This window comes from Rhodococcus sp. NPDC127527, assembly GCF_042672245.1.
Lineage (GTDB): Bacteria > Actinomycetota > Actinomycetes > Mycobacteriales > Mycobacteriaceae > Rhodococcus_G.
Genome location: NZ_JBHXVP010000011.1, coordinates 171,585 through 191,849, shown reverse-complemented (window position 1 = coordinate 191,849; position 20,265 = coordinate 171,585). Strand labels below are relative to the sequence as shown.

Genomic DNA, 20,265 nt, shown 5'->3' with positions numbered 1-20,265 from the left:
TCAGCCCTCCTTGCCGGGCGGTGCTGTCGCGGCGGGCGCCCTCGGCGGCGTGGTGGCGACGAGTTCGGTGACGGTACGCCGCACAGCGTTCACCGCCTCGTCGAGCGAGGCAGCCACCTCCGCGGACAGGCCGATGCGCTCGTCGACGCAGCGGACCTGGGCGCCCACGACGATCGTGCGCGGCGCGGTACCGCCCAACGCGTCCAGGCTAGCGAAGACCGCCGCCGGGTCCATCCCGTGCGCGTCGAACCCGCCGTCCCGGGCGGCATCACCCGCGTCGATCTCGAACACCCGGACGGCGCCCGGCGCACCGCGGTTCGGCAGCGCGTCGACCAGCACGAGACCGTCCCAGCCGTCGAGCAGTTCGTAGGCCAGGTGTACCCCGCGAATACCGAAGTCGACCGCTCGGACCCCCGAAGGTAGGGATCCGACGTCGACTCGGCGCAGCACCTCGGGCCCGAATCCGTCGTCGCCGAGGAAGATGTTGCCGATCCCGGCGACCAGGACTCGGCACTCGGTGGACACCCCGCCTGCCTACATGTGCCGGATTCGCAGGTACCGCTTGATGTCCGGGATCGACGTGATCCCGATCGCGATGCCCGCCACCAGTACGATTGCCACCACGGCAGTGGCGATCTCGCCGACAACCTTCATGGCCGACTCTCCCTTCCGGTGCTCTGGTTTCGTCCGAGCGGTTCCAGCTCGTCGGGTGCGAAGTAGAGGTATCTGCCGTACCAGTCGTGCATGTCGGCCGCGGGATCGTCGACGAGGACGACGCCGACGTGGTTGCCGCCGTCCACGTCGGAGAGCACCGCCGTCACGCGGGCCGTCCGACCGGCGTAGAAGAGGTCCTGGGCATCGGCACGGCGGGACGGCCGAACCCGGACGAGGCTGCCCTTCGCGATCGCGACGCCGTCCACGACGACGGCATCGGTGTCGGGACGAACGGCACTGTCCTGCTCGGGATCCCACCATGGCGCGGTCCCGGCGAACTCGGGGACCGGTGCCGCATCGGAGCCGGGATCGCGCAGGATCCCGTGCATCCGCGTCATCGATTCCGGCGTGAGCTGCTCGCACCGGTCGACGATGGCGGCGGCGAGTGGGTCAGTCGCGCGGGCCTGGGCCTTTTCCTCGTCCGTGAGGGTGAGCACACGCAGGGTGAGGATCTCGTCGATCTCGCTCGAGTCGAACAGTGCGCCCTCGCTCTGCTCGGCGACCTCGGGATAGTCGTAGAGGATGATCGGCGACACCAGGACCAGCCCGGTGTCGCCGGGCCGGCCCGCGAGGACGGGGAAGCAGCGGTGCTGCCGGCAAGCTGCCGCGGCGTCGGCGGCGGCGTCTGCGGGTTCGAGCAGCGACACGAATCGTCCGTCCTCGGCCGCGACGACGAGGTGAGCGCCGATGAGCGAGCGCCGGATCGCCTCCCGTTCGGCCTCGGCGTCGGTCGCGGTCACGGGTGACCCGGTGTTGGCCACTTCGAGGTGGAGCCGCCACAGTCCGTCGTGTCGTTCGCCGCGGACCTCGACCTCGGCCTGCAGTGGCCGACGGGTCCGGATCACTCGACCACGGATCGATCCGGTTGCGTCCTGGAGGCTCTCGACGTCGGTACCGCCGTCGATCCGTACCGGTATCCGCCGGCCCGCAGACAGCTCGCCGGGGGTGCACCGGTCGAGCGCGACCTCCCGCTCGACCGCCTCGTCCCAGCTGAGCCAGTCGGTGCCGCCGGTCGTCAGCATCTCGACGGGCGTGAAGGTTCCGTCGGACTCGGCCCGCTCGACGTCGCGCACCTGCAACTGCAGGAATCTCAGTGTGATGTGGATGCAGCCGCCTGCGTTCGCGGTCGGCTGCAGGAGGAACTCGCTGGACATCCGGGGGTCCTCGCCCGCCCCCGCGGCCTCGGCGCCGGGCGGGCCGAGCACCCCGAACTGCCAGCGGGACTGGTTCTTCCGTGAACTCGCGCGGTAGGGGTAGAGCAGGTAGCCCTCGTACAGCACCGCGTCGGCAACCGCGCGTGCCCGGTCCAGGCTTGCCTGAGTGATCACGAGACCGCCTCCCCCGCACCCTGCAACAGGGTGGCGATCGCCGAATCGAGGTCCAGCAGTCCGCGAGCGGCGCGGTACCGGTTCAGTGCGCGCAGGACGTCCTCGTCCATCCGCACCCATCCGCGGCTCGGGAAATGCGTGCGGATCAACGCCCGCCAGACCGGCACCGGAAGGTCGTAACGCGCCTCCCGGTCCCAGGGGATCTGCTCGACACCGAATCCGGCGGTGCCGCGCGTGAACACGGTGCCACTGAACAGGAAGAGCAACGGAACCGCGGCGTCGTCGAGCGCATGCAGGTACTTGGAGGCCGTCACCTCGAAGTCGTAGGTGCACGGCATCGGCAGATCGACCTCGCAGGTGTCGGCGAATCCCTGCACGACGGTGTCCGCATGCATCCAGAGGAAGGTGCGCAGCGTGGACGTCCATCGGGCCCGGGGCCCGAACAGGTCGAGCAGGCCCTCCGCCTCGGCGTCGCTGTAGCCGCGCCGGTGCGGTTCGATCCGCACCTGGCAGCGCAGCGCCAGGGCGTGCACCGGCGATCCGCTGCGCTCGGTGATCCGGAGCCGCGCGGTGAGGTTCGGGCTCGCCGCGAACGGCTCGGGTTCCACCCCGAGGACCGAGAAGGCCAGGTCCGTCATGACGGAACCGCCGGACGGCTTCGGCGCGACACGTCGTCGAAGAAGTTCTGAATCTCGCGCCGGGCGTCCTGCCCGCCGTCGAAGCCGCGCCAGACGCTGCGCAACCGGCCGACGAGGCGGTAGCACGCGTCGATGGGCACCAGGTGGCACTCCGCGGCGCCGTCGACGTTCCCACGGACCAGCAGCGCCTCGACGTCGGGCAGGGCGGTCGCGAGCGCCGGGTTGGCGGCCAGGACGGTGCCCCAGGCGTCGAGCGGCAGCTCCGATTCGGTCGCGCCCGCGGGGCCCGGATAGAACGCGACGGTCCGCTCCAACGCCGAGTTCCGGAAGAAGAAGGCCAGGTCCACCGGTATCTCGAGTGAATCCCACTGCCCGGGGCCCAGTTCGAAGTCGGGAAAGCTGAGGTAGCGATCGGGTACCGCACGATAGCGCAGGTCAGCACTCTGGTCGGTGAACAGGAGGTAGCAGCCGCGGCAGACACACATCAGCCGACGGTCGTCCACGGCGACGACGTGTCGGTGTTGTTCGTCGACGGGTTCCGTACACATCTCGCAGCGCTCGCCGACGGCAACGGGAATCGGCTGCGACAGCACCCGGCGTAGTACCGCCAGCGGGGCCCGGGGCGGGCTCATCCGGCCGCCTCCGTCGCGGGGATCGCGATGGACAGCACACCGTCGCGCACGAGCACGGGCAGGGGCTCGAGGAACTCGGTGCCGCCGTCCGTCCGGGCACCGGCCCGTCGGACGTCGTACGGGGTTCGGCAGGTCGGGCAGCGCAGGACCGCGTCGGCGGCGGCGCCGCCCGCACGACGCTGCAGGACGGCCCCGGCCATGGAGTTCGTGCAGACGGGGCAGCGGTCTCGGTAGGCGAGCAGGTCCGCGCCGAGCCGGCACACCAGGACCGACAGGCCGCCGCAGCGGAACCCACCGAGTTCGCCTGCCGCCAGGTCGCCGAGTTCGGGTGCAGCGAGCCAGGTTCCGTCGACGATCGGCGCGGCCGAGTGCACGTGCGAGAACAGCGACTGCGCGGAGATCAGTCCGGCGGTGGGGGCGGGTTCGGTGCCGTCGGTCTCGATGGCGGTGACCTCGGGGGCCGCCGATTCGACGGCGTCCTTGACGGCCAGCTCCAGCGTCACCGACGAGGAGGGGCAGCCGTGGCAGCTGCCGGTGAGCCTCAGGCGGACGACGCCGTCGACCACGCCCAGCAGCTCCACGTCGCCGCCGTGGGAGCCGAGGTAGGGCCGGACCCGGTCCAGCGCTCCGCGCACCCGTGCCTCGACGGTGTGCGGGTGCAGGCCGTGGATCAGCAGCAGGCCGGCGACGAGCTCGTCGGCAGCCAACTCGTCGACCGTCGCGGCGCAGCCGGAGTCGGCGAGAATCGTGAGGATGCGGTCGAGGCCGGCGCCGTAGAGGCCGGCGACCTCTCGGACGAGTTGTTCGGCGCGCTCGCGTGCCTGCGTCCCGCCTGCCGAACTCGCGTCGAGCAGGGACTCGATGCGCTCACCCGCGGTGCGCCACCGTCCGGGCTCCCCTGCGGTCGTGTCGCGGTCCATGGTGCCCGGTCACTCGCCGGTGAGCGACTGGGTCGGCGAGTGCAGCTTGTCGAGGGTCTTGCCGTCGCCGAGGTACATGTGCACGCCGCACGGCAGACAGGGGTCGAAGCTGCGCACCGTGCGCATGATGTCGATCCCCTTGAAGTGCTCGCGGTCGTTCTCCTCGAAGATCGGCTGACCTTGCACCGCGTCCTCGTACGGGCCGGGCGTGCCGAAGCTGTCCCGGGGGCTGGCGTTCCAGGGAGTCGGCGGGTACGGGTGGTAGTTGGCGATCTTGCCGTCCCGAATCACCATGTGGTGGGACAGGACGCCTCGGACGGCCTCGGTGAACCCGCAGCCGATGCCCTCGTCGGGCACCTCGAACTTCTCCCAGGTCTTGGTCCGTCCGGCCCGGATCTCGACGAGCGCCTGCTCGGCGAAGTGCAGCGCGCACGCCGCCGCGTAGGCCTGGAAGTAGGTGCGCGCGCGGTCCCGTTCGAGGGTGTTACTGCCGTGGACAGGGATCTTCCACTCCAACGAGACCGGCCCCTTCAGGGCGGTCTTCGGCAGGTTGATCTGCACGCTGGTGCCGGTGGACTTGACGTATCCGATGTCGACGAGCCCGGCGAGCGCGGTGCTCCACAGTCGCGCCAACGCGCCGCCGCCGGTGTCGAGTGCGAGGTGGTCGGTACCGTCGAACCACCGGGGCGACATCACCCAGCTGTACTTGTCCTCCAGATCGCGCTTCTGCGGGTGCGGATTCGTGTGCTGGTTCCAGGGATGCCTGCGATCGACCTGGTTGCCGAGCGGGTCGGTCGTGACGAACATTTCCTGCTCTTCCCAGTTGTCGTAGTACGACGAGCCGAGCAGGATGCGTATTCCCAGGTTGATGTCGACAAGGTCCGTGGTGAGGAGCTTTCCGTCCACGACGACACCCGGGGTGACGAACATCTTCCGTCCCCAGTCGGTCATGTCCCGGTAGGAGAAGTTGCAGTGCTCGGGGTCCTGGAAGGACCCCCAGCAGCCGAGCAGGGTGCGGCGCAGGCCCACCTTCTCGTAGCCGGGCAGCGCGTCGTAGAAGAAGTCGAAGAGGTCGTCGTGCATCGGGACGACCTTCTTCATGAACTCCACGTAGCGCATCAGCCGGGTCATGTAGTCGGTCATCAGCTGGATGGTCGCGACGGTGCCGACGCCACCCGGATACAGCGTCGAGGGGTGTACGTGCCGACCCTCCATGAGGCAGAACATCTCCCGGGTCGAGCGGGAGACCTGCAGCGCCTCGCGATAGAACTCGCCGGTGAACGGGTTGAGGGTGCGCATGATGTCGGCGATCGTGCGGTAGCCGTGTTCGCCCTCGTGCGGGGCGCGGGTCTGCTCCGCCTGGGCGAGTACCCCCGGGTTGGTCTCGGCGACCATCTTCTCGCAGAAGTCCACCGCGACCAGATTCTCCTGGAAGATGTTGTGGTCGAACATGTACTCGGCGGCCTCGCCGAGGTTGACGATCCATTCACCGAGGTGAGGCGGCTTGACGCCGTAGGCCATGTTCTGGGTGTAACAGGAGCAGGTGGCGTGGTTGTCGCCACAGATCCCGCAGATCCGGCTGGTGATGAAGTGTGCGTCGCGGGGGTCCTTGCCCTTCATGAAGATCGAGTAGCCCCGGAAGATCGACGAGGTGCTGTGACATTCGGCGACCTCCTTCTGCTTGAAGTCGATCTTCGTGTAGATGCCCAGGCTGCCGACGATGCGCGTGATCGGGTCCCACGCCATCTCCACCAGGCCGTCGGGGTTCGTCGCCTTGTTCGACGGCTCGGGAACGATCGTGGTCATCGAACTGCCTCTCTGAACGTGGCGCTGCGGGCGGGAGCTACCAGGTGCGTTGGGCCCCGGTGGTGAGTTGGTCCCCGCGCGCGCGCCAGTGCGGTTCCTGGTCGATCGTCTTGCCGGTGATGCTGCGCAGCCTGCGAATGACTGACCCGTAGATTTCCGACACGGTGCTGGACAGCTTGCCGCCGGGCGGCTCGTCCATGAAGGGCATGAACTTGTCCGGGAACCCGGGCATGGTGCAGCCGATGCAGATTCCGCCGACGTTCGGGCAGCCGCCCACGCCGTTCATCCAGCCGCGCTTGGGCACATTGCATTTGACGACGGGACCCCAACAGCCGAGTTTCACGATGCACTTCGGCGAACCGTATTCGGTGGCGAAGTCGCCCTGCTCGTAGTACCCGGCTCGATCACAGCCCTCGTGCACGGTCTGGCCGAACAACCACGTGGGCCGCAGCGACTCGTCGAGGGGGATCATCGGAGACTGGCCGGTCGCCATGTAGAGCAGGTAGGTGAGGGTCTCCGACAGGTTGTCGGGTTGAATGGGACAACCGGGCACGCACACGATCGGGATGCCTGCCTTGGACTTCCACTGCCAGCCGAGGTAGTCCGGTACCCCCATCGCGCCGGTCGGGTTGCCTGCCATCGCGTGGATGCCGCCGTAGGTCGCGCAGGTACCCGCCGCAACGATCGCGGTGGCCTTCGGCGCGAGCCGGTCGAGCCATTCACTCGTCGTGACGGGTTGCCCAGTCTCGCGGTTGTTTCCGAATCCGCACCAGTAGCCCTCGTCGTGGAGTCGTTCGTTCGGGATCGAACCTTCCACTACCAGGACGAACGGTTCGAGTTCTCCTCGGTCCGCCTTCCAGAACCACTCCAGGAAGTCGTCCGCACCGCCCTCCGGCCCGCATTCGAAGTCGATCAGTGGCCAGTGCACTGCGATCTTCGGCAGTCCGGGAAGTGCACCGAGCGCGATCTCCTCGACGCTCGGTTGTGTTGCCGCGGTCAATGCGACGGAGTCGCCGTCGCAACTGAGTCCCGCGTTGATCCAGAGGACGTGGATCAGAGTGTCCTCGGCTTCGATCGCTGCTTGTGTCGGCATGTCCGCCGCCTCCCAGGGACGCGCACCATCCCCCACGTCGCCGGAGTCGACCCTCGGCCCACTTTTGCGACGCTCATCACGGTGTACACCCGCAGAAAGCTCGTTGTCAACGGTCCGACGAGTCGCTCGGGTGGGTGAATTGCGCGTTTATCCATGTGTACCAATCGATTACGCCGTCTCCGGTGGTTGCCGACAGTGGCAGGAGTTCGACGCCCGGATTGATCGAGCGGGCGTGTCGGGCGCACGCCTCGAGGTCGAAATCCACGTGCGGCAACAGGTCGAGCTTGTTGACGATCACCAGTTGCGCGGCCGCGAACATGTGCGGGTACTTGAGTGGCTTGTCGGAACCCTCGGTCACCGAGATGACCACCACCTTGCCGCGTTCGCCGAGGTCGAAGAGGGCGGGGCAGACCAGGTTTCCGACGTTCTCCACGAACAGCAGCGATCCGGCCGCGGGCTGGAGGGCGTCGAGTGCTCGGCGCATCATCGCCGCGTCGAGGTGGCAGCCGGCGCCGGTGTTCACCTGCACCACCGGGCATCCGGTGGCCTTGATGCGGTTCGCGTCGAGCAGGGTTTCCTGGTCGCCTTCGATGACCGCAATCGGCCTGGTCCCGGTCAGGTCGCGGATGGTGCGCTCGAGGAGCGTGGTCTTGCCCGATCCCGGCGAACTCGTGATGTTGAAGGTCAGGATGTCGCGGGCCTCCAGCCACGCCCGGATCAGTGCAGCTTCCCGGTCGTTCTTGGCGAGCACCTTCTGTTCGAGCGAGACGGTTTCGGTGTGCGGCAGGTGCTGATGGGAGTGATCGTGATCGTGCGGATGGGAGTGACCGTGATCGTGATGCTCGGGCGGCACGGAGATCACCGCGCCGTCGTCGTTGCCGCATCCGCAGGTGGCACACATGACTCAGCTCACTTCCATCGATAGAATCCGCAACTCCTGGCCGGAGAGCACTTCGACATCGGCGCTGCCGCACGGGCACAACAGGATCAGGTCGGTCAGCGCGAAATCCGTATCGCAGCTTCGGCAATGAGCCCGGCCCGGTGGCTGCTCGATGACCAGGCGCGCGCCCTCCATCACCGTGCCCTCGGTGGCAAGTTCGAAGCAGAACTGCATGGACTCCGGGACCACCGCGCACAGTGTCCCAGCTTGGATCGTCACGCTGAGCACCCGCCTGCCCGCCGCGTGCGCGCACACGGCGTCGACGACGCTCGCGGTGATCGACATTTCATGCATACGCGGCCCCGTTCCGGCCCGGTCGCTTCACCCTATGACCACGCGGGTGCCCGCACAACGTCCTGCCGGGGCCCGGCCGGCGTCAGTCTCCGGAAATCGGCTCGGCCACCAAGCGCGCCTCCCAGCGGTTCTGCACGCCGCTGAATCGCCAAACCAGCACAGCTACAAGCCATGTGGTCACGAACAGGCCGACGATCACGAAGCCCATCGCTCCCAGATCGAGGCCGCCGATCCACCCGAGCGGGCCGGTGGTGATCTCGCGCCTACTGGAGACGATGGAGACGATCTCCTGCTCCCGCTTCCAGATCCGTCGGTCTCCACAGGGCATGTACGGAACGGCCGGCGATGCCGCGCACATCCGCCTAGCTGTCGGTGCGGTGGACGCGTCAAGGTTGCGCGCCAGAGGCGATGACGTCGGTGTGTGCGGGCCCGCACATTACGCCGTCTCACGCGACCCCTTCGGGCCGATTCGACCCGCCCCTCCCGTTCACTCATGACCCGATCGTCGAGACACTGTCAGTCCCGCGCGACTGCGGATCTGGGCGCCGCACAAGTACCGCGAAAGTTTGCCGCTGCTCAGCTGGTTCGGCAATGGTCATCATTGCGTTGCTGTCGCGATGTGGCCCCATGAATCATTCGACCGACTCCTTCCTGAGGGGATGCGTCAGTGGTCGACAGGCAGCTCGGCCAGGCGTCACTCGAGCATGCCGTCGTCCCGCCGCCTCGTTCGCCGACCTGACCCGGTCAGGAGGCGGACTCGCCGCGGCGACCGCCGCCCTCTCGGTCGGGGTGGGATTCCTACCGGTGTCCGGGGCCGCGGCCGGCCTGGACCGGTGGTCACCGGGGCAGCGGTCTCGGTTCTCGCGGTGTGCGCCGCGTTGATACAGCCCCGCACCGGGCGGGCGTTGGATGCGGGGCGCCTCCGTGCCGACACAGGGGTCACCGTCGGACTACTGATCACCGGGGCCGGGTTGGCGTGCGCGATGCTGCCCGGCCTGACCGGGGTGTTGCTCGCGGCGGTCGGGATCGGGATCGGTACCGGGATGATCACCCCCCTGGCGTTCGCCACCCTGGCCGGCTCGACACCTCCGGAACGGATGGGGCAGACGATGGGCGCCGCCGAACTCGGCCGCGAACTCGGCGACGCCGGCGGACCCCTGCTCGTCGCCGGAGTCGCCGCTGCAGCGACCCGCACCGCCGGCTACGCCGTCCCGGCAGTCCTTGTCGCCGCTGCACCTGCCGTGCTGACCAGGCGCTACGACCGAATCAACGACTGGCAGGCGACAACATGACGGCATCGCTCCTCGCGCTGACCAGACCCGAGATCGACGGATCCTGGTACGAGCTGGTGGTGACCTAGTGCGCGTCGGCGAAGTCGAGTTTCCGGTGAAACTCCGTCGCATTCATGGTGGTCAGGTCTATCGCGTGGCTGACTCCGTTCACCGAGAAGGTGATGCTCTCGCCCCACTGCCGATGGGGGTCTGGTCGATACCGTCGATCAGCTGCACGATCGTCTCGCGGGTCACAGGGGTTCCTGCGTCCCGGCTAGGGGCCGTCGTCGGCTACCCCGTTCAAGGGTCGTGGCGAGCTGTCACAGTTCTAGTCGATAGCCCCTGCCGGGCTCGGTGATCAGGTGGCGCGGGTGGGTGGGGTCAGGTTCGAGCTTGCGTCGCATCTGAGCGAGATAGACACGTAGGTAGTGGGTTTGCCCGGCATAGGCGGGGCCCCATACCTCCCGCAGCAGATCCTTTTGTGCGACCAGTTTTCCGTGATTGCGAGCGAGCATCTCGAGCATTCCCCATTCGGTGGGGGTCAAGTGGACTTCGGTGCCATCCCTGGTCACCTTCTTCGCCGCGAGATCAACGGTGAAGGACTCGGTCACCACTACCGGTTCGCCCGCATCCGCCTGAGACATACCTCGGCGGGCAGCGGCACGCAGGCGGGCGAGGAATTCGTTCATGCCGAAGGGTTTGGTCACATAGTCGTCGGCGCCGGCGTCGAGGGCCTCGACCTTGTCGGCGGAGTCGGTGCGTGCCGAGAGCACGACCACAGGGATCTGGGTCCACCCTCTCAGGACTGTGAGGACCTTGATGCCGTCGATATCGGGCAGTCCGAGGTCGAGTACTACGACGTGCGGTTTGCGGTCGGCGGCCGCGCGTAGCGCCTCGGCGCCGGTCGAAGCGGTGATCACCTGATAGCCGTGAACGCTCAGGTTGATTCGCAGGGCACGGAGGATCTGCGGGTCGTCGTCGACTACCAACACCGTTGTCACCGCGGCACCTCACCGTTGATGCGGTTGTGTTCGAGCGGATCGAGTGGGTGGTCGCCGGCTGGGAGGTCGACAACCACGGTGAGGCCGCCGCCGGGAGTGTCGGTGGCGGTCACGGTGCCTCCCATGGCTTCGACGAACCCCCGTGCGACGGAGAGGCCCAGGCCGACACCGGCGGTGTTGTCGCGATCGCCGAGGCGTTGGAACGGTTCGAACACGGCGTTCTCGGAACCGCGCGGGATGCCGGGTCCGGTGTCTGCGACGGTGATCACGGTGCGTCCCCCGATTTGCGCGGCATTGATACGGACGGGGCTGTCGGCGGCGTATCGGAGCGCATTGTCGACGAGGTTTGCCAGCGCGCGCTCGAGTAGTCCCGCGTCGGCGAGAACTGATGACCCGTCGACGTCCACGTGCACTCGGTCCGGCCCGGCCCGGCCGTAGCCCGGGATACCCCGCCCGACCCCGACCAACGCCCGATGCACGACCTCGTCGAGGTATACCCGTCGAAGGACCGGCGTAACTGCCCCGGCTGCCAACCGCGACGAATCGAGCAGATTGCCGACCAGATCGGTCAACTGATCAGCCGATTCCTCCACGGTGGCAAGCAGTTCCGCAGTGTCCTCAGGAGAGAACTCGACGTCCTCACTGCGCAGACTGGATACCGCCACCTTGATCGCGGCGAGGGGGCTGCGCAGGTCATGGCTCACGGCCGTCAGCAATGACCGCCGCAGCCGGTCCGCCGCAGCGAGCGCCCTGGCTTCGCTCGCCTCCGCGGCGAGTTGTTCCTGTCGTATCAGTCCGACCGCCTGGTTCGCGACCGAGCCGAGCACCCGGCGATCGTGACCGCGCAGTTCGTGACCGGACAGCAGCACGGCGTACTCCCCGTCGCCCACCTCACACACGGTGTCCGCCGAATCGATGCTCAGCGGTGGATTCTCGCCCACCGAACACACGGGAACGTCCTGGTCGTGAATGACGCTGACCGCGCGTTGGCCGTAGGTCTCGCGAACACGTTCGAGCAGCGCCGGCAGGTCGGCGCCGCGCAGGACAGAGCCTGCGAACGAGGTGAGCAGTTCCGCTTCCTGGGACGCTCGGCGTGCCTCGCGGGTCCGTTTGGCGGCGGCGTCGACGAGGGCCGCGACCGCCACTGCGACCACGAGCAGCACGACGATGGTGATCAGGTTGGCGGGTTCAGCGATGGTGAAGCTGTGGATCGGGGGGGTGAAGTAGTAGTTGAGCAGGAGCCCGGAGACGATGGCGGACAGCGCGGCGGGGGCAACGCCTCCGAGCAGCGAGACCACGAGCACGACGACGAAGAACAGTGCGCTTTCGGCGCCGAGTCCGAGTCGAGGGCCTGCGAGCGCCATCAACACCGATGCCGCGGACGGGACCGCGACTGCGGCAATCCAGTTGAGTGCCGTTCGCGGCCGCGACCCCGCCGGGGGTGGGCGCCACTGGCGGTTGGAGTGCTCGTGTGTGACGGTGTGGACGTCGATCTTGCCGGATTCGCGTACCACCGTCGCGCCGATTCCCTCGTCGAAGATCCGGGCGAACCGTGACCGCCGAGAGGTGCCGATCACCAGCTGTGTCGCATTGACCGATCTCGCGAACTCGAGGAGGGTGGCGGGCACGTCGTCGCCGACGACACTGTGCACGCTGGCGCCGAGGTCGGCGGCCAGTCGGCGGACCTTCGCCATCGCGGTGGCGGACACCCCAGCCAGCCCGTCCCCTCGCACCACGTGCAGGACCATCAACTCGGCACTGGCCTTCGATGCGATGCGGCTCGCCCGGCGCACGAGGGTTTCCGACTCCGGACCTCCGGTCACTGCGACGACGACCCGCTCACGCGCCTCCCAGGTAGCGGTGATGCGTTTGTCGGATCGGTATTTCGCCAGGGCGGCATCGACCTGATCGGCGAGCCACAGCAGTGCGAGCTCCCGTAGGGCGGTGAGGTTGCCTGGGCGGAAGTAGTTGCTCAATGCTGCGTCGACCTTGTCGGCGGTGTACACGTTGCCGTGGGCAAGCCTGCGGCGCAGCGCCTCCGGCGTGATGTCGACGAGCTCGATTTGTGTGGCCGCGCGCACGATGGCGTCGGGGACCGTTTCCCGTTGGATGACGCCGGTGATCTGCTGGACGACGTCGTTGAGGCTTTCGAGGTGCTGGACGTTGACGGTGGAGAGCACGTCGATGCCGGCCTCGAGCAGTTCCTCGACGTCCTGCCAGCGCTTGAGATGGCGGCTACCCGGGGCGTTGGTGTGGGCGAGTTCGTCGACGACGACCACCTGCGGACGACGGGCGAGAGTGGCGTCGACGTCGAGTTCGCGCATCGTGGTGCCCCGATAGGAGACGGTCTGGAGCGGGATCATCTCGAGACCGTGGACCAGGTCTTCGGTCTTGGTGCGTCCGTACGTTTCGACGACGGCCACCACGACATCTGTTCCCCGCTCGAGCCGCCGGTGTGCTTCGCCGAGCATCGAGTAGGTCTTGCCCACGCCGGGAGCGGCCCCGAGGTAGATCCTGAGTTGACCTCGCGGCGCTGCCGTCGTCGCGAGGGGGGCACTGACGCGATCGTCAGCCGTCTCGGGGGCTTGGTCCGTCATCTGCTCACCGGTGTCGTTCATGTCGGCGTGGTCCGTGGTTCGTCAGCCCGTGACCGGGTACTTGTGGTCGAGCTCGACGTTGAGCTCGAGGACATTGACCCGCGGTTCCCCGATGAATCCGAGGGCTCGACCGTCTTGGTTGTCCGCTACCGCTCGGCGGACCTGGTCGGCGGTGATTCCGCGGGCGCTCGCCACCCGGGCGACTTGGAGGTCCGCGTACGCCGGTGAGATGTGTGGATCGATGCCGCTGCCGCTGGACGTGACGGCGTCGGCGGGAACGGCTGGGTGCGTCGGGGCCGCCCCGCGGATCGGCACGAGCTGACCGGCCGCGTAGTCGACACCGTATTCGGCGCAGACCACGTTGACTCCCTCGTAGGTCTCCACAAATGGCACGACGGGCTTCGTCGGGTCGGTGGAGCACTCCTCGTTCACGCTGATCACCTGCGTCGGATGAACGACGTTCCCGCCCGAGTCGCGGGGGCCGATCACCGACAGAACGGCGCCGACGCCGCCAGGTGTGCAGAACGGCCGGGAGCCGTCCACGCTTTCGAGCCGTCCGACGGACAGGCTGTTGGAGCACACTGTCGTGAGGAGGCCGGCCTTGAATCCGGCATCGGCCGGCGTGGCACCCCGGGCGAGCATTGCGGGGTCGCCGAGTGTGTCTTGGATGCTCTCCGGCCCAAGGTTGCTCGCGCTGGTCGATGTGGGGTCGTATCCGGTGCCGGCCGCGGACGGGCGGCTCTGAAAGTACTGCCTGAGAGGGTTGCCGTCGGAATCGGTGAACAACTGGCCGATCAGGGTGCTGCCGACCGCCTTCCCGTTGACCTCGACGATCGAGCCTTGAGCCTTGTCGTGCAGGCCCGGCGCCGCCGCCACGGCCCAGACGGCGAGCGGATAGGCGATGCCGGTGATCACGGTCAGTACGAGCAGGGCTCGGAGGGCCGCCACGTGTTGCCGTATCCAGATTGACGTTCGCATGTCAGGACATCCCCGGTAGGAACTGGATGATCAGGTCGACGAGCTTGATGCCGATGAACGGCGCGATGATGCCGCCGAGGCCGTAGATGTAGAGATTGCGGCTGAGCAGCTTGGAGGCGCTGCTCGGCGTGTACTTCACCCCTCGCAGCGACAGCGGGATCAGCGCGACGATGATGATCGCGTTGAAGATGACCGCGGACAGAATCGCTGACTGCGGGCTGTGCAGCCGCATGACGTTCAGTAGATCGAGCCCAGGGAACAACGCCACGAACATCGCCGGAATGATCGCGAAGTACTTGGCGATGTCGTTCGCGATCGAGAAGGTCGTCAGAGCGCCCCGGGTGATCAGGAGCTGCTTGCCGATCTCGACGATCTCGATGAGCTTGGTCGGATCGGAGTCGAGGTCGACCATGTTGCCGGCTTCCTTGGCCGCCGATGTACCGGTGTTCATCGCGACGCCGACGTCGGCCTGCGCGAGGGCGGGCGCGTCGTTGGTGCCGTCGCCGGTCATCGCGACGAGCTTGCCGCCTTCCTGCTCTCGTTTGATCAGCGTCAGCTTGTCCTCCGGTGTCGCTTCGGCGAGGAAGTCGTCGACTCCGGCTTCGTCGGCAATCGCCTTGGCGGTCAGCGGGTTGTCGCCGGTGATCATCACCGTGCGGATCCCCATTCGGCGCATCTCGTCGAAGCGTTCGCGCATACCTTGCTTGACGACGTCCTTCAGATGGATGACGCCGAGCACCGCTGCCCGGCCGTCGACGACCTCGCCGACGACCAATGGGGTGCCTCCGGACGCCGAGATTCCGTCGACGATCTGACCGAGCTGGCCCGACACCTCGCCGCCGTGATGGCGGACCCAGTCCGCGACCGCGGTGGCAGCGCCCTTGCGGAGCATGTGGTCGCCGTCGAGGTCGACTCCGGACATGCGAGTCTGCGCGGAGAACTCGACCCACGTGGCGTGGGTCAACTCGCCGGATGTGCGCTCCCGCAGTCCGTGGGCCTGTTTGGCGTAGACGACGATCGACCGACCCTCGGGGGTCTCGTCCGCCAGGCTGGACAACTGCGCGGCATCGGCGAGCTGGTCGTCGGACACGCCGCGAACCGGGATGAATGCCGATGCCTGCCGATTACCCAGCGTGATGGTGCCGGTCTTGTCGAGTAGAAGCGTGTTGACGTCGCCGGCGGCCTCGACCGCTCTCCCCGACATCGCCAGGACATTGCGTTGTACGAGGCGGTCCATGCCCGCGATGCCGATCGCTGACAGCAGGGCACCGATGGTGGTCGGGATCAGACACACCAGTAGCGACACCATGACGATGCCGGTGACGCCGTTCATGTCCAGGGCGGAGGTGTCGGGGACGCCCGGGTTGTTCGCCTTGGAATAGATGGCTAGGGGCTGCAGTGTCGTGACCGCGAAGACGAAGATGATCGTCAGGGCGGCCAGCAGGATGTTCAGGGCGATCTCGTTCGGCGTCTTCTGCCGGTTGGCGCCCTCGACCAATGCGATCATCCGGTCGATGAAGCTCTCGCCGGGCTTCTGGGTGATCTTGACGACGATTCGGTCGGAGAGCACCCGGGTGCCGCCGGTAACCGCCGACCGGTCGCCGCCGGACTCGCGGATGACCGGAGCGGATTCGCCGGTGATGGCCGACTCGTCCACGGAGGCAATGCCTTCGACGACGTCGCCGTCGCCGGGGATGGTTTCGCCGGCCTCGACGACAACGAAGTCACCCAGCTGGAGCTGCCCCGCGGGCACGGGGTCCTCGGCCGCTGGGTGTCCGGGTTGCCAGCCGCTGATCCGGCGGGCGACAGTGTCGGTCTTCGCCTTGCGGAGGGTGTCGGCCTGTGCCTTGCCGCGGCCCTCGGCAACGGCCTCCGCGAGGTTCGCGAAGATGACCGTGAGCCACAGCCAGAAGACGATCAGCCAGGCGAACCAGGACGAATCCTTGATCGCCAGCACGGTCGCCCATACCGCGCCGATCTCGACGATGAACATCACCGGATTGCGCCAGAGCGTGCGGGGATTCAGCTTGCGCACGGCGTCCGGTAGCGCATTGAGGAACATCCTCGGGTCGAGCAGGCCGCCGTGCACGCGCACAGGCTGGGCGGATGCTGCGGTGGCATATTCGGGCACAGTGGAGGTGGTGTTGGTGGTCATCAATGGATTCCTTCCGCCAACGGCCCCAACGCAAGTGCGGGGAGGAAGGTCAAGGCGACCAGGATCAGTGTCACGCCGGCGACCATGCCGACGAATTGAGGCCGGTGTGTGGGCAGTGTGCCGATCGAGTGCGGGGTGCTGCCCTGCCTGGCGAGCGAGCCTGCCAGCGCGAGGACGAAGATCATCGGCAGGAACCGGCCGAACACCATGGCCAGCCCGAGCGCCGTGTTCCACCAGGTGTCGTTGGTGCCGAGCCCTGCGAAGGCGGACCCGTTGTTGTTGGCTGCCGAGGTGAAGGCGTAGAGGACCTCCGACAGTCCGTGCGGTCCGGTGTTCGACATGCCGATGCTGATGCCGTTCACCGTGCTGCCACGCGCGCTGGAAGTCCCCATCGCGACTGCCGTGCCGGCCAGCGCGATCAACGGGGTGGTGAGGAAATATGCTGCGGCGAGCTTGATCTCGCGCGGGGTGATCTTCTTGCCGAGGTACTCGGGAGTGCGACCGACCATGAGTCCCGCGACGAACACCGTCAAGACCGCGAGGATGAGCATCCCGTACAGACCGGAGCCGGCACCACCGGGTGCGACCTCGCCGAGCTGCATGTTGAACATCGCCATCATGCCACCGAGGCTGGTGTACGAGTCGTGCGCCGAGTCGACGGCACCGGTCGAGGTGAGCGTGGTGGCGTCCGCGAAAACGGCGGAGTTGGCGACGCCGAACCGCTGCTCCACCCCCTCCATCGACGAGCCGATCGCCGTCGGCACGGTGCCGTGGTGCTGCAGCTGCACGAGACTCATGATCGTCACGCTGATGATGGCGAGGGTCGCCATGACCGCGGCGATCGCGTACCCCTGCTTCTTGCTGCCGACCATCCGGCCGAAGGTGCGCGGCAGCGAGAAACTGATGGCGAGCAGCAGGAAGATCTGCAGCCAGTTCGTCCAGGTTGCAGGATTTTCGAAGGGGTGCGCGGAGTTGGTGTTGTAGAAGCCGCCGCCGTTGGTGCCGAGCATCTTGATGGCTTCCTGGCTGGCCACCGGACCGCCGGTGATGGTCTGTTTGGAGCCCGCGAGCGTGTCCACGATCTGGGAGTTCAAGTCGAAGTTCTCGATCACGCCCCCCGCGACGAACACGATCGCGACGACGAAGGCGATCGGCAGCAGGATGCGGAGCGTGCCGCGGACGAGGTCGACCCAGAAGTTGCCGAGATCGCCGGTGCGCGTGCGGGCAAAGCCGCGGACCAGGGCGATCGCGACCGCCATCCCGACCGCGGGCGAGACGAAGTTCTGCACCGTCAGGCCCGACATCTGGACTAAATGTCCCATCGTGGATTCGCCCGCGTAGGACTGCCAGTTGGTGTTGGTGACGAAGCTGATCGCGGTGTTCCACGCCAGGTCCGGGGTCATCGGAGTGGACGGATCTGTCAAGTGCAGCCACAGGTGCTGCTGGATGAGCTGGAACCCGAACAGGAACAGGATGCTGATCGCCGAGAACGCCAGCACACTGCGGGCATAGACGGGCCACGTCTGCTCGACACCCGGGTCGGCACCGATGAGCCGGTAGATCCTGCGCTCCACGCGAGAGTGCTTGGTGCCGCTGTAGACCCGGTACATGTAGTCGCCGAGCGGCCGGTGCACCAGGACCAGCGCGAGTACGAGGGTTCCGGTGAACAGGATCGCCGCGGTCGTGGTACTCACTAGAACCTCTCGGGGAACAGCAGGGCCGCCACGAGGAACACCGCGAGGGACACGGCCAGGACGAGGCCGACGATGTTGTCCACGTTCACAACCGCTCCACCGCCCTCTGGACCACGCCGAGCAGGGCGAAGACCGCCACGGTCAGTGCGATGAACACCAGTACCGACATCTCTCGCTCCTAGGGTGAAGCTGTGATGGGTTCCGCCCGTCGGTGACCTTCCGATCTGTGAGGTGTGCGCTGCGGCGGGTTGGACGCTCAATTCGAGTCAACTCTTAGGGAACCGACACAGACACTTCTTGACGTGTCCTTAGCGTAAGAGGGACACGCCCTAACGGCCCGCTTACACCCAGCGGCCGGCGGACTTGCCGCGTAGCAGCACTGCTCGGCGTTAGGCTCACCGAACAGGTGTTGCTGGGAGTTCGAGCGATGGCTCGTCCTCTCTCGACCCGTTGGGCGTCCGATGCGGAGATTCTTGCGGCTACGTCCGACAGTCGGCGGGGCCTATCTGGAAGCCGACTGGCGGCGGGAGGCGCTGCGCACAAACCTGTGGATGGTGCCGGCAATCGAGGCGATCATCGCCGTCGGGGTGTTCGCTGCGACGCACGGACTTGACCGAGCGGCCTATGCCGGACACATCGCATTGCCGTCCTGGGTGTTGAGCGGGAACGCGCGGACGCGGCCCGGCAGATCCTGACCACGATCGCGGCGGCGATCATCACCGTGGTCGGTATCGTGTTCTCGATCACGATCGTCGCGTTGACCCTCGCCTCGACTCAGTTCGGGCCCAGGATGCTGCGCAACTTCATCCGCGACCGGGGAACGCAGCTGACTTTGGGCACCTTCGTGGCGACGTTCCTGTACACGGTGATGGTGTTGGTGTCGATCAGTCCGGGGCCGCATGGCGACTTTGTGCCGCACGTGTCCATCACGACATCGCTCGCGCTCACGGTTGGCGATCTCGCCGTTCTGATCTATTTCATCAACCACATCGCCACCACCATTCAGCTTCCCCAGGTGATGGCGGGCATCGCAGGGGATCTGTCCAGAGCGATCGACAAGCAGGGCGGCGATCAACGTGGCACTGCGACTCAACGCGAGAGCGGCCCGTCCAGCGAGGAACTCCTGGCGCGGATCGATGCAACCGGGGCCGACATCCACACCGCGCACAGCGGGTATCTCCAGTTCATCCGGCACGAGACACTGGTCCGGATTGCTGCAGACGCCGATGCGGTCATTCACCTGCCATACCGGCCTGGCCACTTCCTCGTCCGAGGCCACGTCCTCGCCCACGTGTGGCCGGCCGAAGCCGCCGAGCGAGTCGGCGAACACCTGAGGCGCGGGCACGTCACAGGGCCGTACCGCACCTTGACCCAGGATGTGTCGTTCGCCGTCGACCAGCTCGTCGAGATTGCGCTCCGTGCGCTCTCCCCCGCCGTCAACGACACCTTCACCGCACTGACCTGCATCGACTGGTTGAGTGACGGCCTGTGCCGGATCACCACAGGCTGGCACCCACAGCAGATTCGCCGAGACCGCCGCGGACGCATTCGCCTCATCGCCTACCAGCCCGGCTACGACCGGCTCGTCCAGCGCGCCTTCGAGAAGATTCGCGAAACCAGCGGGGGGATGCCCGCAGTCATGATCAGGCAGCTCGATGCCCTCACGAAGATCTTCGAGCAGACGACCATCCCCGAACGGCGCCAGGTGCTCCTTGATCAAGCCGCGATGATCCACCGCGCGAACCTCGCCACCGTCGCGGAGAAGGCCGACCGCGACGACGTCGACCGCCGCTACAAAGCGCTGCTGGACCTCAACGGCCATTCTGATGCGGACGAAGACAGTGACTGACACGCACGAGGAGTCGAAGGGCAGTCACGCTGTCGCGGTCATCGGGTCAGTCTCAATTGAAGCCAGCGCAGCACGAGGGCGCAGCCCGCAAACCCCCGAGGATCACAAGCACGTCGACCATGACGAATCGCCTTCTTGACGAGCGTGGTCCGCAGCCCGTCGAACGTGGGATGGTTCACCGACGCTGGAACAGCCGGGGAACAATCGCGCCCTCGGAAGGGCTGTCACACCTGCCTGCCACAAGTATCCCCCGCGGCACCGGCCGGACCACGAGCCCAGACAGGACGAATACGGCACGACCAGGACTCAAACGAGTTCTTGACGAGTGGTGCAACTGGGCGATCGGGAGTGAGCA

General features: G+C 67.1%; 19 protein-coding genes. 2 read left to right on the top strand and 17 right to left on the bottom strand.

Features of this window, described 5'->3' with window-relative positions:
* The 11 genes from ACFVH2_RS18840 to ACFVH2_RS18790 all read right to left on the bottom strand — a co-directional run bounded on the left by ACFVH2_RS18840 (nt 1) and on the right by ACFVH2_RS18790 (nt 8,693).
* A complete protein-coding gene (locus ACFVH2_RS18840; protein ID WP_378425984.1) occupies nt 1-525 on the bottom strand; it encodes a hydrogenase maturation protease in 525 nt (174 codons plus the stop codon).
* Nucleotides 526-534: 9 nt separating this feature from the next.
* Complete coding sequence (locus tag ACFVH2_RS18835; RefSeq protein ID WP_378425986.1) at nt 535-654, bottom strand: DUF6893 family small protein; 120 nt, start codon at nt 652-654, stop codon at nt 535-537.
* Nucleotides 651-2,042, bottom strand: coding sequence for a hypothetical protein (locus ACFVH2_RS18830; RefSeq protein WP_378425988.1), 1,392 nt, complete (start codon nt 2,040-2,042; stop codon nt 651-653). The genes ACFVH2_RS18835 and ACFVH2_RS18830 overlap by 4 nt, the downstream gene beginning before the upstream one ends.
* Nucleotides 2,039-2,680 carry a DUF6084 family protein gene (locus tag ACFVH2_RS18825; protein ID WP_378425990.1) on the bottom strand — a complete coding sequence of 214 codons (642 nt, stop codon included), beginning with the start codon at nt 2,678-2,680 and terminating at the stop codon, nt 2,039-2,041. Before ACFVH2_RS18825 ends, ACFVH2_RS18830 begins: the two co-directional genes overlap by 4 nt.
* The gene (locus ACFVH2_RS18820; RefSeq protein WP_378425992.1) at nt 2,677-3,312 is read right to left on the bottom strand and encodes a DUF5947 family protein; all 636 of its coding nucleotides are present in this window, start codon (nt 3,310-3,312) and stop codon (nt 2,677-2,679) included. The genes ACFVH2_RS18825 and ACFVH2_RS18820 overlap by 4 nt, the downstream gene beginning before the upstream one ends.
* Nucleotides 3,309-4,232 carry a NifU family protein gene (locus tag ACFVH2_RS18815; RefSeq protein WP_378425994.1) on the bottom strand — a complete coding sequence of 308 codons (924 nt, stop codon included), beginning with the start codon at nt 4,230-4,232 and terminating at the stop codon, nt 3,309-3,311. Before ACFVH2_RS18815 ends, ACFVH2_RS18820 begins: the two co-directional genes overlap by 4 nt.
* 9 nt (nt 4,233-4,241) lie before the next feature.
* Entirely contained in the window at nt 4,242-6,038 is a 1,797-nt protein-coding gene (locus tag ACFVH2_RS18810) for a nickel-dependent hydrogenase large subunit (RefSeq protein WP_378425996.1), read from the bottom strand.
* Between the two features lie 37 nt (nt 6,039-6,075).
* Complete coding sequence (locus ACFVH2_RS18805; RefSeq protein WP_378425998.1) at nt 6,076-7,131, bottom strand: hydrogenase expression protein HypE; 1,056 nt, start codon at nt 7,129-7,131, stop codon at nt 6,076-6,078.
* A 106-nt stretch (nt 7,132-7,237) separates the two neighbouring features.
* A complete protein-coding gene (gene hypB / locus ACFVH2_RS18800; RefSeq protein ID WP_378425999.1) occupies nt 7,238-8,032 on the bottom strand; it encodes a hydrogenase nickel incorporation protein HypB in 795 nt (264 codons plus the stop codon).
* A 3-nt stretch (nt 8,033-8,035) separates the two neighbouring features.
* A complete protein-coding gene (locus ACFVH2_RS18795; protein WP_378426001.1) occupies nt 8,036-8,365 on the bottom strand; it encodes a hydrogenase maturation nickel metallochaperone HypA in 330 nt (109 codons plus the stop codon).
* Between the two features lie 82 nt (nt 8,366-8,447).
* The gene (locus ACFVH2_RS18790; protein WP_378426003.1) at nt 8,448-8,693 is read right to left on the bottom strand and encodes a hypothetical protein; all 246 of its coding nucleotides are present in this window, start codon (nt 8,691-8,693) and stop codon (nt 8,448-8,450) included.
* 505 nt (nt 8,694-9,198) lie between these two features.
* Between ACFVH2_RS18790 and ACFVH2_RS18785 the strand changes: the two genes are divergently transcribed.
* The gene (locus tag ACFVH2_RS18785) at nt 9,199-9,657 is read left to right on the top strand and encodes an MFS transporter (protein ID WP_378426004.1); all 459 of its coding nucleotides are present in this window, start codon (nt 9,199-9,201) and stop codon (nt 9,655-9,657) included.
* 299 nt (nt 9,658-9,956) lie between these two features.
* Here ACFVH2_RS18785 and ACFVH2_RS18780 read toward each other — a convergent pair whose 3' ends face one another.
* Genes ACFVH2_RS18780 through kdpF form a run of 6 tightly spaced genes read right to left on the bottom strand, consistent with a single transcriptional unit; the run spans nt 9,957 to nt 18,150 of the window.
* A complete protein-coding gene (locus tag ACFVH2_RS18780) occupies nt 9,957-10,637 on the bottom strand; it encodes a response regulator (protein ID WP_378426006.1) in 681 nt (226 codons plus the stop codon).
* Nucleotides 10,634-13,255: an ATP-binding protein gene (locus ACFVH2_RS18775; RefSeq protein WP_378426008.1), complete on the bottom strand. Its 2,622-nt coding sequence runs from the start codon at nt 13,253-13,255 to the stop codon at nt 10,634-10,636. Before ACFVH2_RS18775 ends, ACFVH2_RS18780 begins: the two co-directional genes overlap by 4 nt.
* A 21-nt stretch (nt 13,256-13,276) precedes the next feature.
* Nucleotides 13,277-14,212 (bottom strand): potassium-transporting ATPase subunit C, encoded by a 936-nt coding sequence (locus tag ACFVH2_RS18770; protein ID WP_378426010.1) that lies wholly within the window; start codon nt 14,210-14,212, stop codon nt 13,277-13,279.
* A gap of 1 nt (nt 14,213) precedes the next feature.
* Nucleotides 14,214-16,367, bottom strand: a complete 2,154-nt coding sequence (gene kdpB / locus ACFVH2_RS18765) for a potassium-transporting ATPase subunit KdpB (protein WP_378426012.1) — start codon at nt 16,365-16,367, stop codon at nt 14,214-14,216.
* Nucleotides 16,367-18,061, bottom strand: coding sequence for a potassium-transporting ATPase subunit KdpA (kdpA, locus tag ACFVH2_RS18760; protein WP_378426014.1), 1,695 nt, complete (start codon nt 18,059-18,061; stop codon nt 16,367-16,369). Before kdpA ends, kdpB begins: the two co-directional genes overlap by 1 nt.
* Nucleotides 18,061-18,150 (bottom strand): K(+)-transporting ATPase subunit F, encoded by a 90-nt coding sequence (kdpF, locus tag ACFVH2_RS18755; protein WP_378426016.1) that lies wholly within the window; start codon nt 18,148-18,150, stop codon nt 18,061-18,063. The genes kdpA and kdpF overlap by 1 nt, the downstream gene beginning before the upstream one ends.
* A gap of 632 nt (nt 18,151-18,782) precedes the next feature.
* Between kdpF and ACFVH2_RS18750 the strand changes: the two genes are divergently transcribed.
* Complete coding sequence (locus ACFVH2_RS18750) at nt 18,783-19,910, top strand: DUF2254 domain-containing protein (protein ID WP_378426018.1); 1,128 nt, start codon at nt 18,783-18,785, stop codon at nt 19,908-19,910.
* Nucleotides 19,911-20,265: the final 355 nt, after the last annotated feature.

What these genes read in the sequence shown, in the direction of transcription:
- ACFVH2_RS18835 (WP_378425986.1), bottom strand. Translation starts at nt 654, where the DNA reads ATGAAGGTTGTCGGCGAGATCGCCACTGCCGTGGTGGCAATCGTACTG.
- ACFVH2_RS18825 (WP_378425990.1), bottom strand. Translation starts at nt 2,680, where the DNA reads ATGACGGACCTGGCCTTCTCGGTCCTCGGGGTGGAACCCGAGCCGTTC.
- ACFVH2_RS18820 (WP_378425992.1), bottom strand. Translation starts at nt 3,312, where the DNA reads ATGAGCCCGCCCCGGGCCCCGCTGGCGGTACTACGCCGGGTGCTGTCG.
- ACFVH2_RS18815 (WP_378425994.1), bottom strand. Translation starts at nt 4,232, where the DNA reads ATGGACCGCGACACGACCGCAGGGGAGCCCGGACGGTGGCGCACCGCG.
- ACFVH2_RS18810 (WP_378425996.1), bottom strand. Translation starts at nt 6,038, where the DNA reads ATGACCACGATCGTTCCCGAGCCGTCGAACAAGGCGACGAACCCCGAC.
- ACFVH2_RS18805 (WP_378425998.1), bottom strand. Translation starts at nt 7,131, where the DNA reads ATGCCGACACAAGCAGCGATCGAAGCCGAGGACACTCTGATCCACGTC.
- hypB (WP_378425999.1), bottom strand. Translation starts at nt 8,032, where the DNA reads ATGTGTGCCACCTGCGGATGCGGCAACGACGACGGCGCGGTGATCTCC.
- ACFVH2_RS18795 (WP_378426001.1), bottom strand. Translation starts at nt 8,365, where the DNA reads ATGCATGAAATGTCGATCACCGCGAGCGTCGTCGACGCCGTGTGCGCG.
- ACFVH2_RS18790 (WP_378426003.1), bottom strand. Translation starts at nt 8,693, where the DNA reads ATGCCCTGTGGAGACCGACGGATCTGGAAGCGGGAGCAGGAGATCGTC.
- ACFVH2_RS18775 (WP_378426008.1), bottom strand. Translation starts at nt 13,255, where the DNA reads ATGAACGACACCGGTGAGCAGATGACGGACCAAGCCCCCGAGACGGCT.
- ACFVH2_RS18770 (WP_378426010.1), bottom strand. Translation starts at nt 14,212, where the DNA reads ATGCGAACGTCAATCTGGATACGGCAACACGTGGCGGCCCTCCGAGCC.
- kdpB (WP_378426012.1), bottom strand. Translation starts at nt 16,367, where the DNA reads ATGACCACCAACACCACCTCCACTGTGCCCGAATATGCCACCGCAGCA.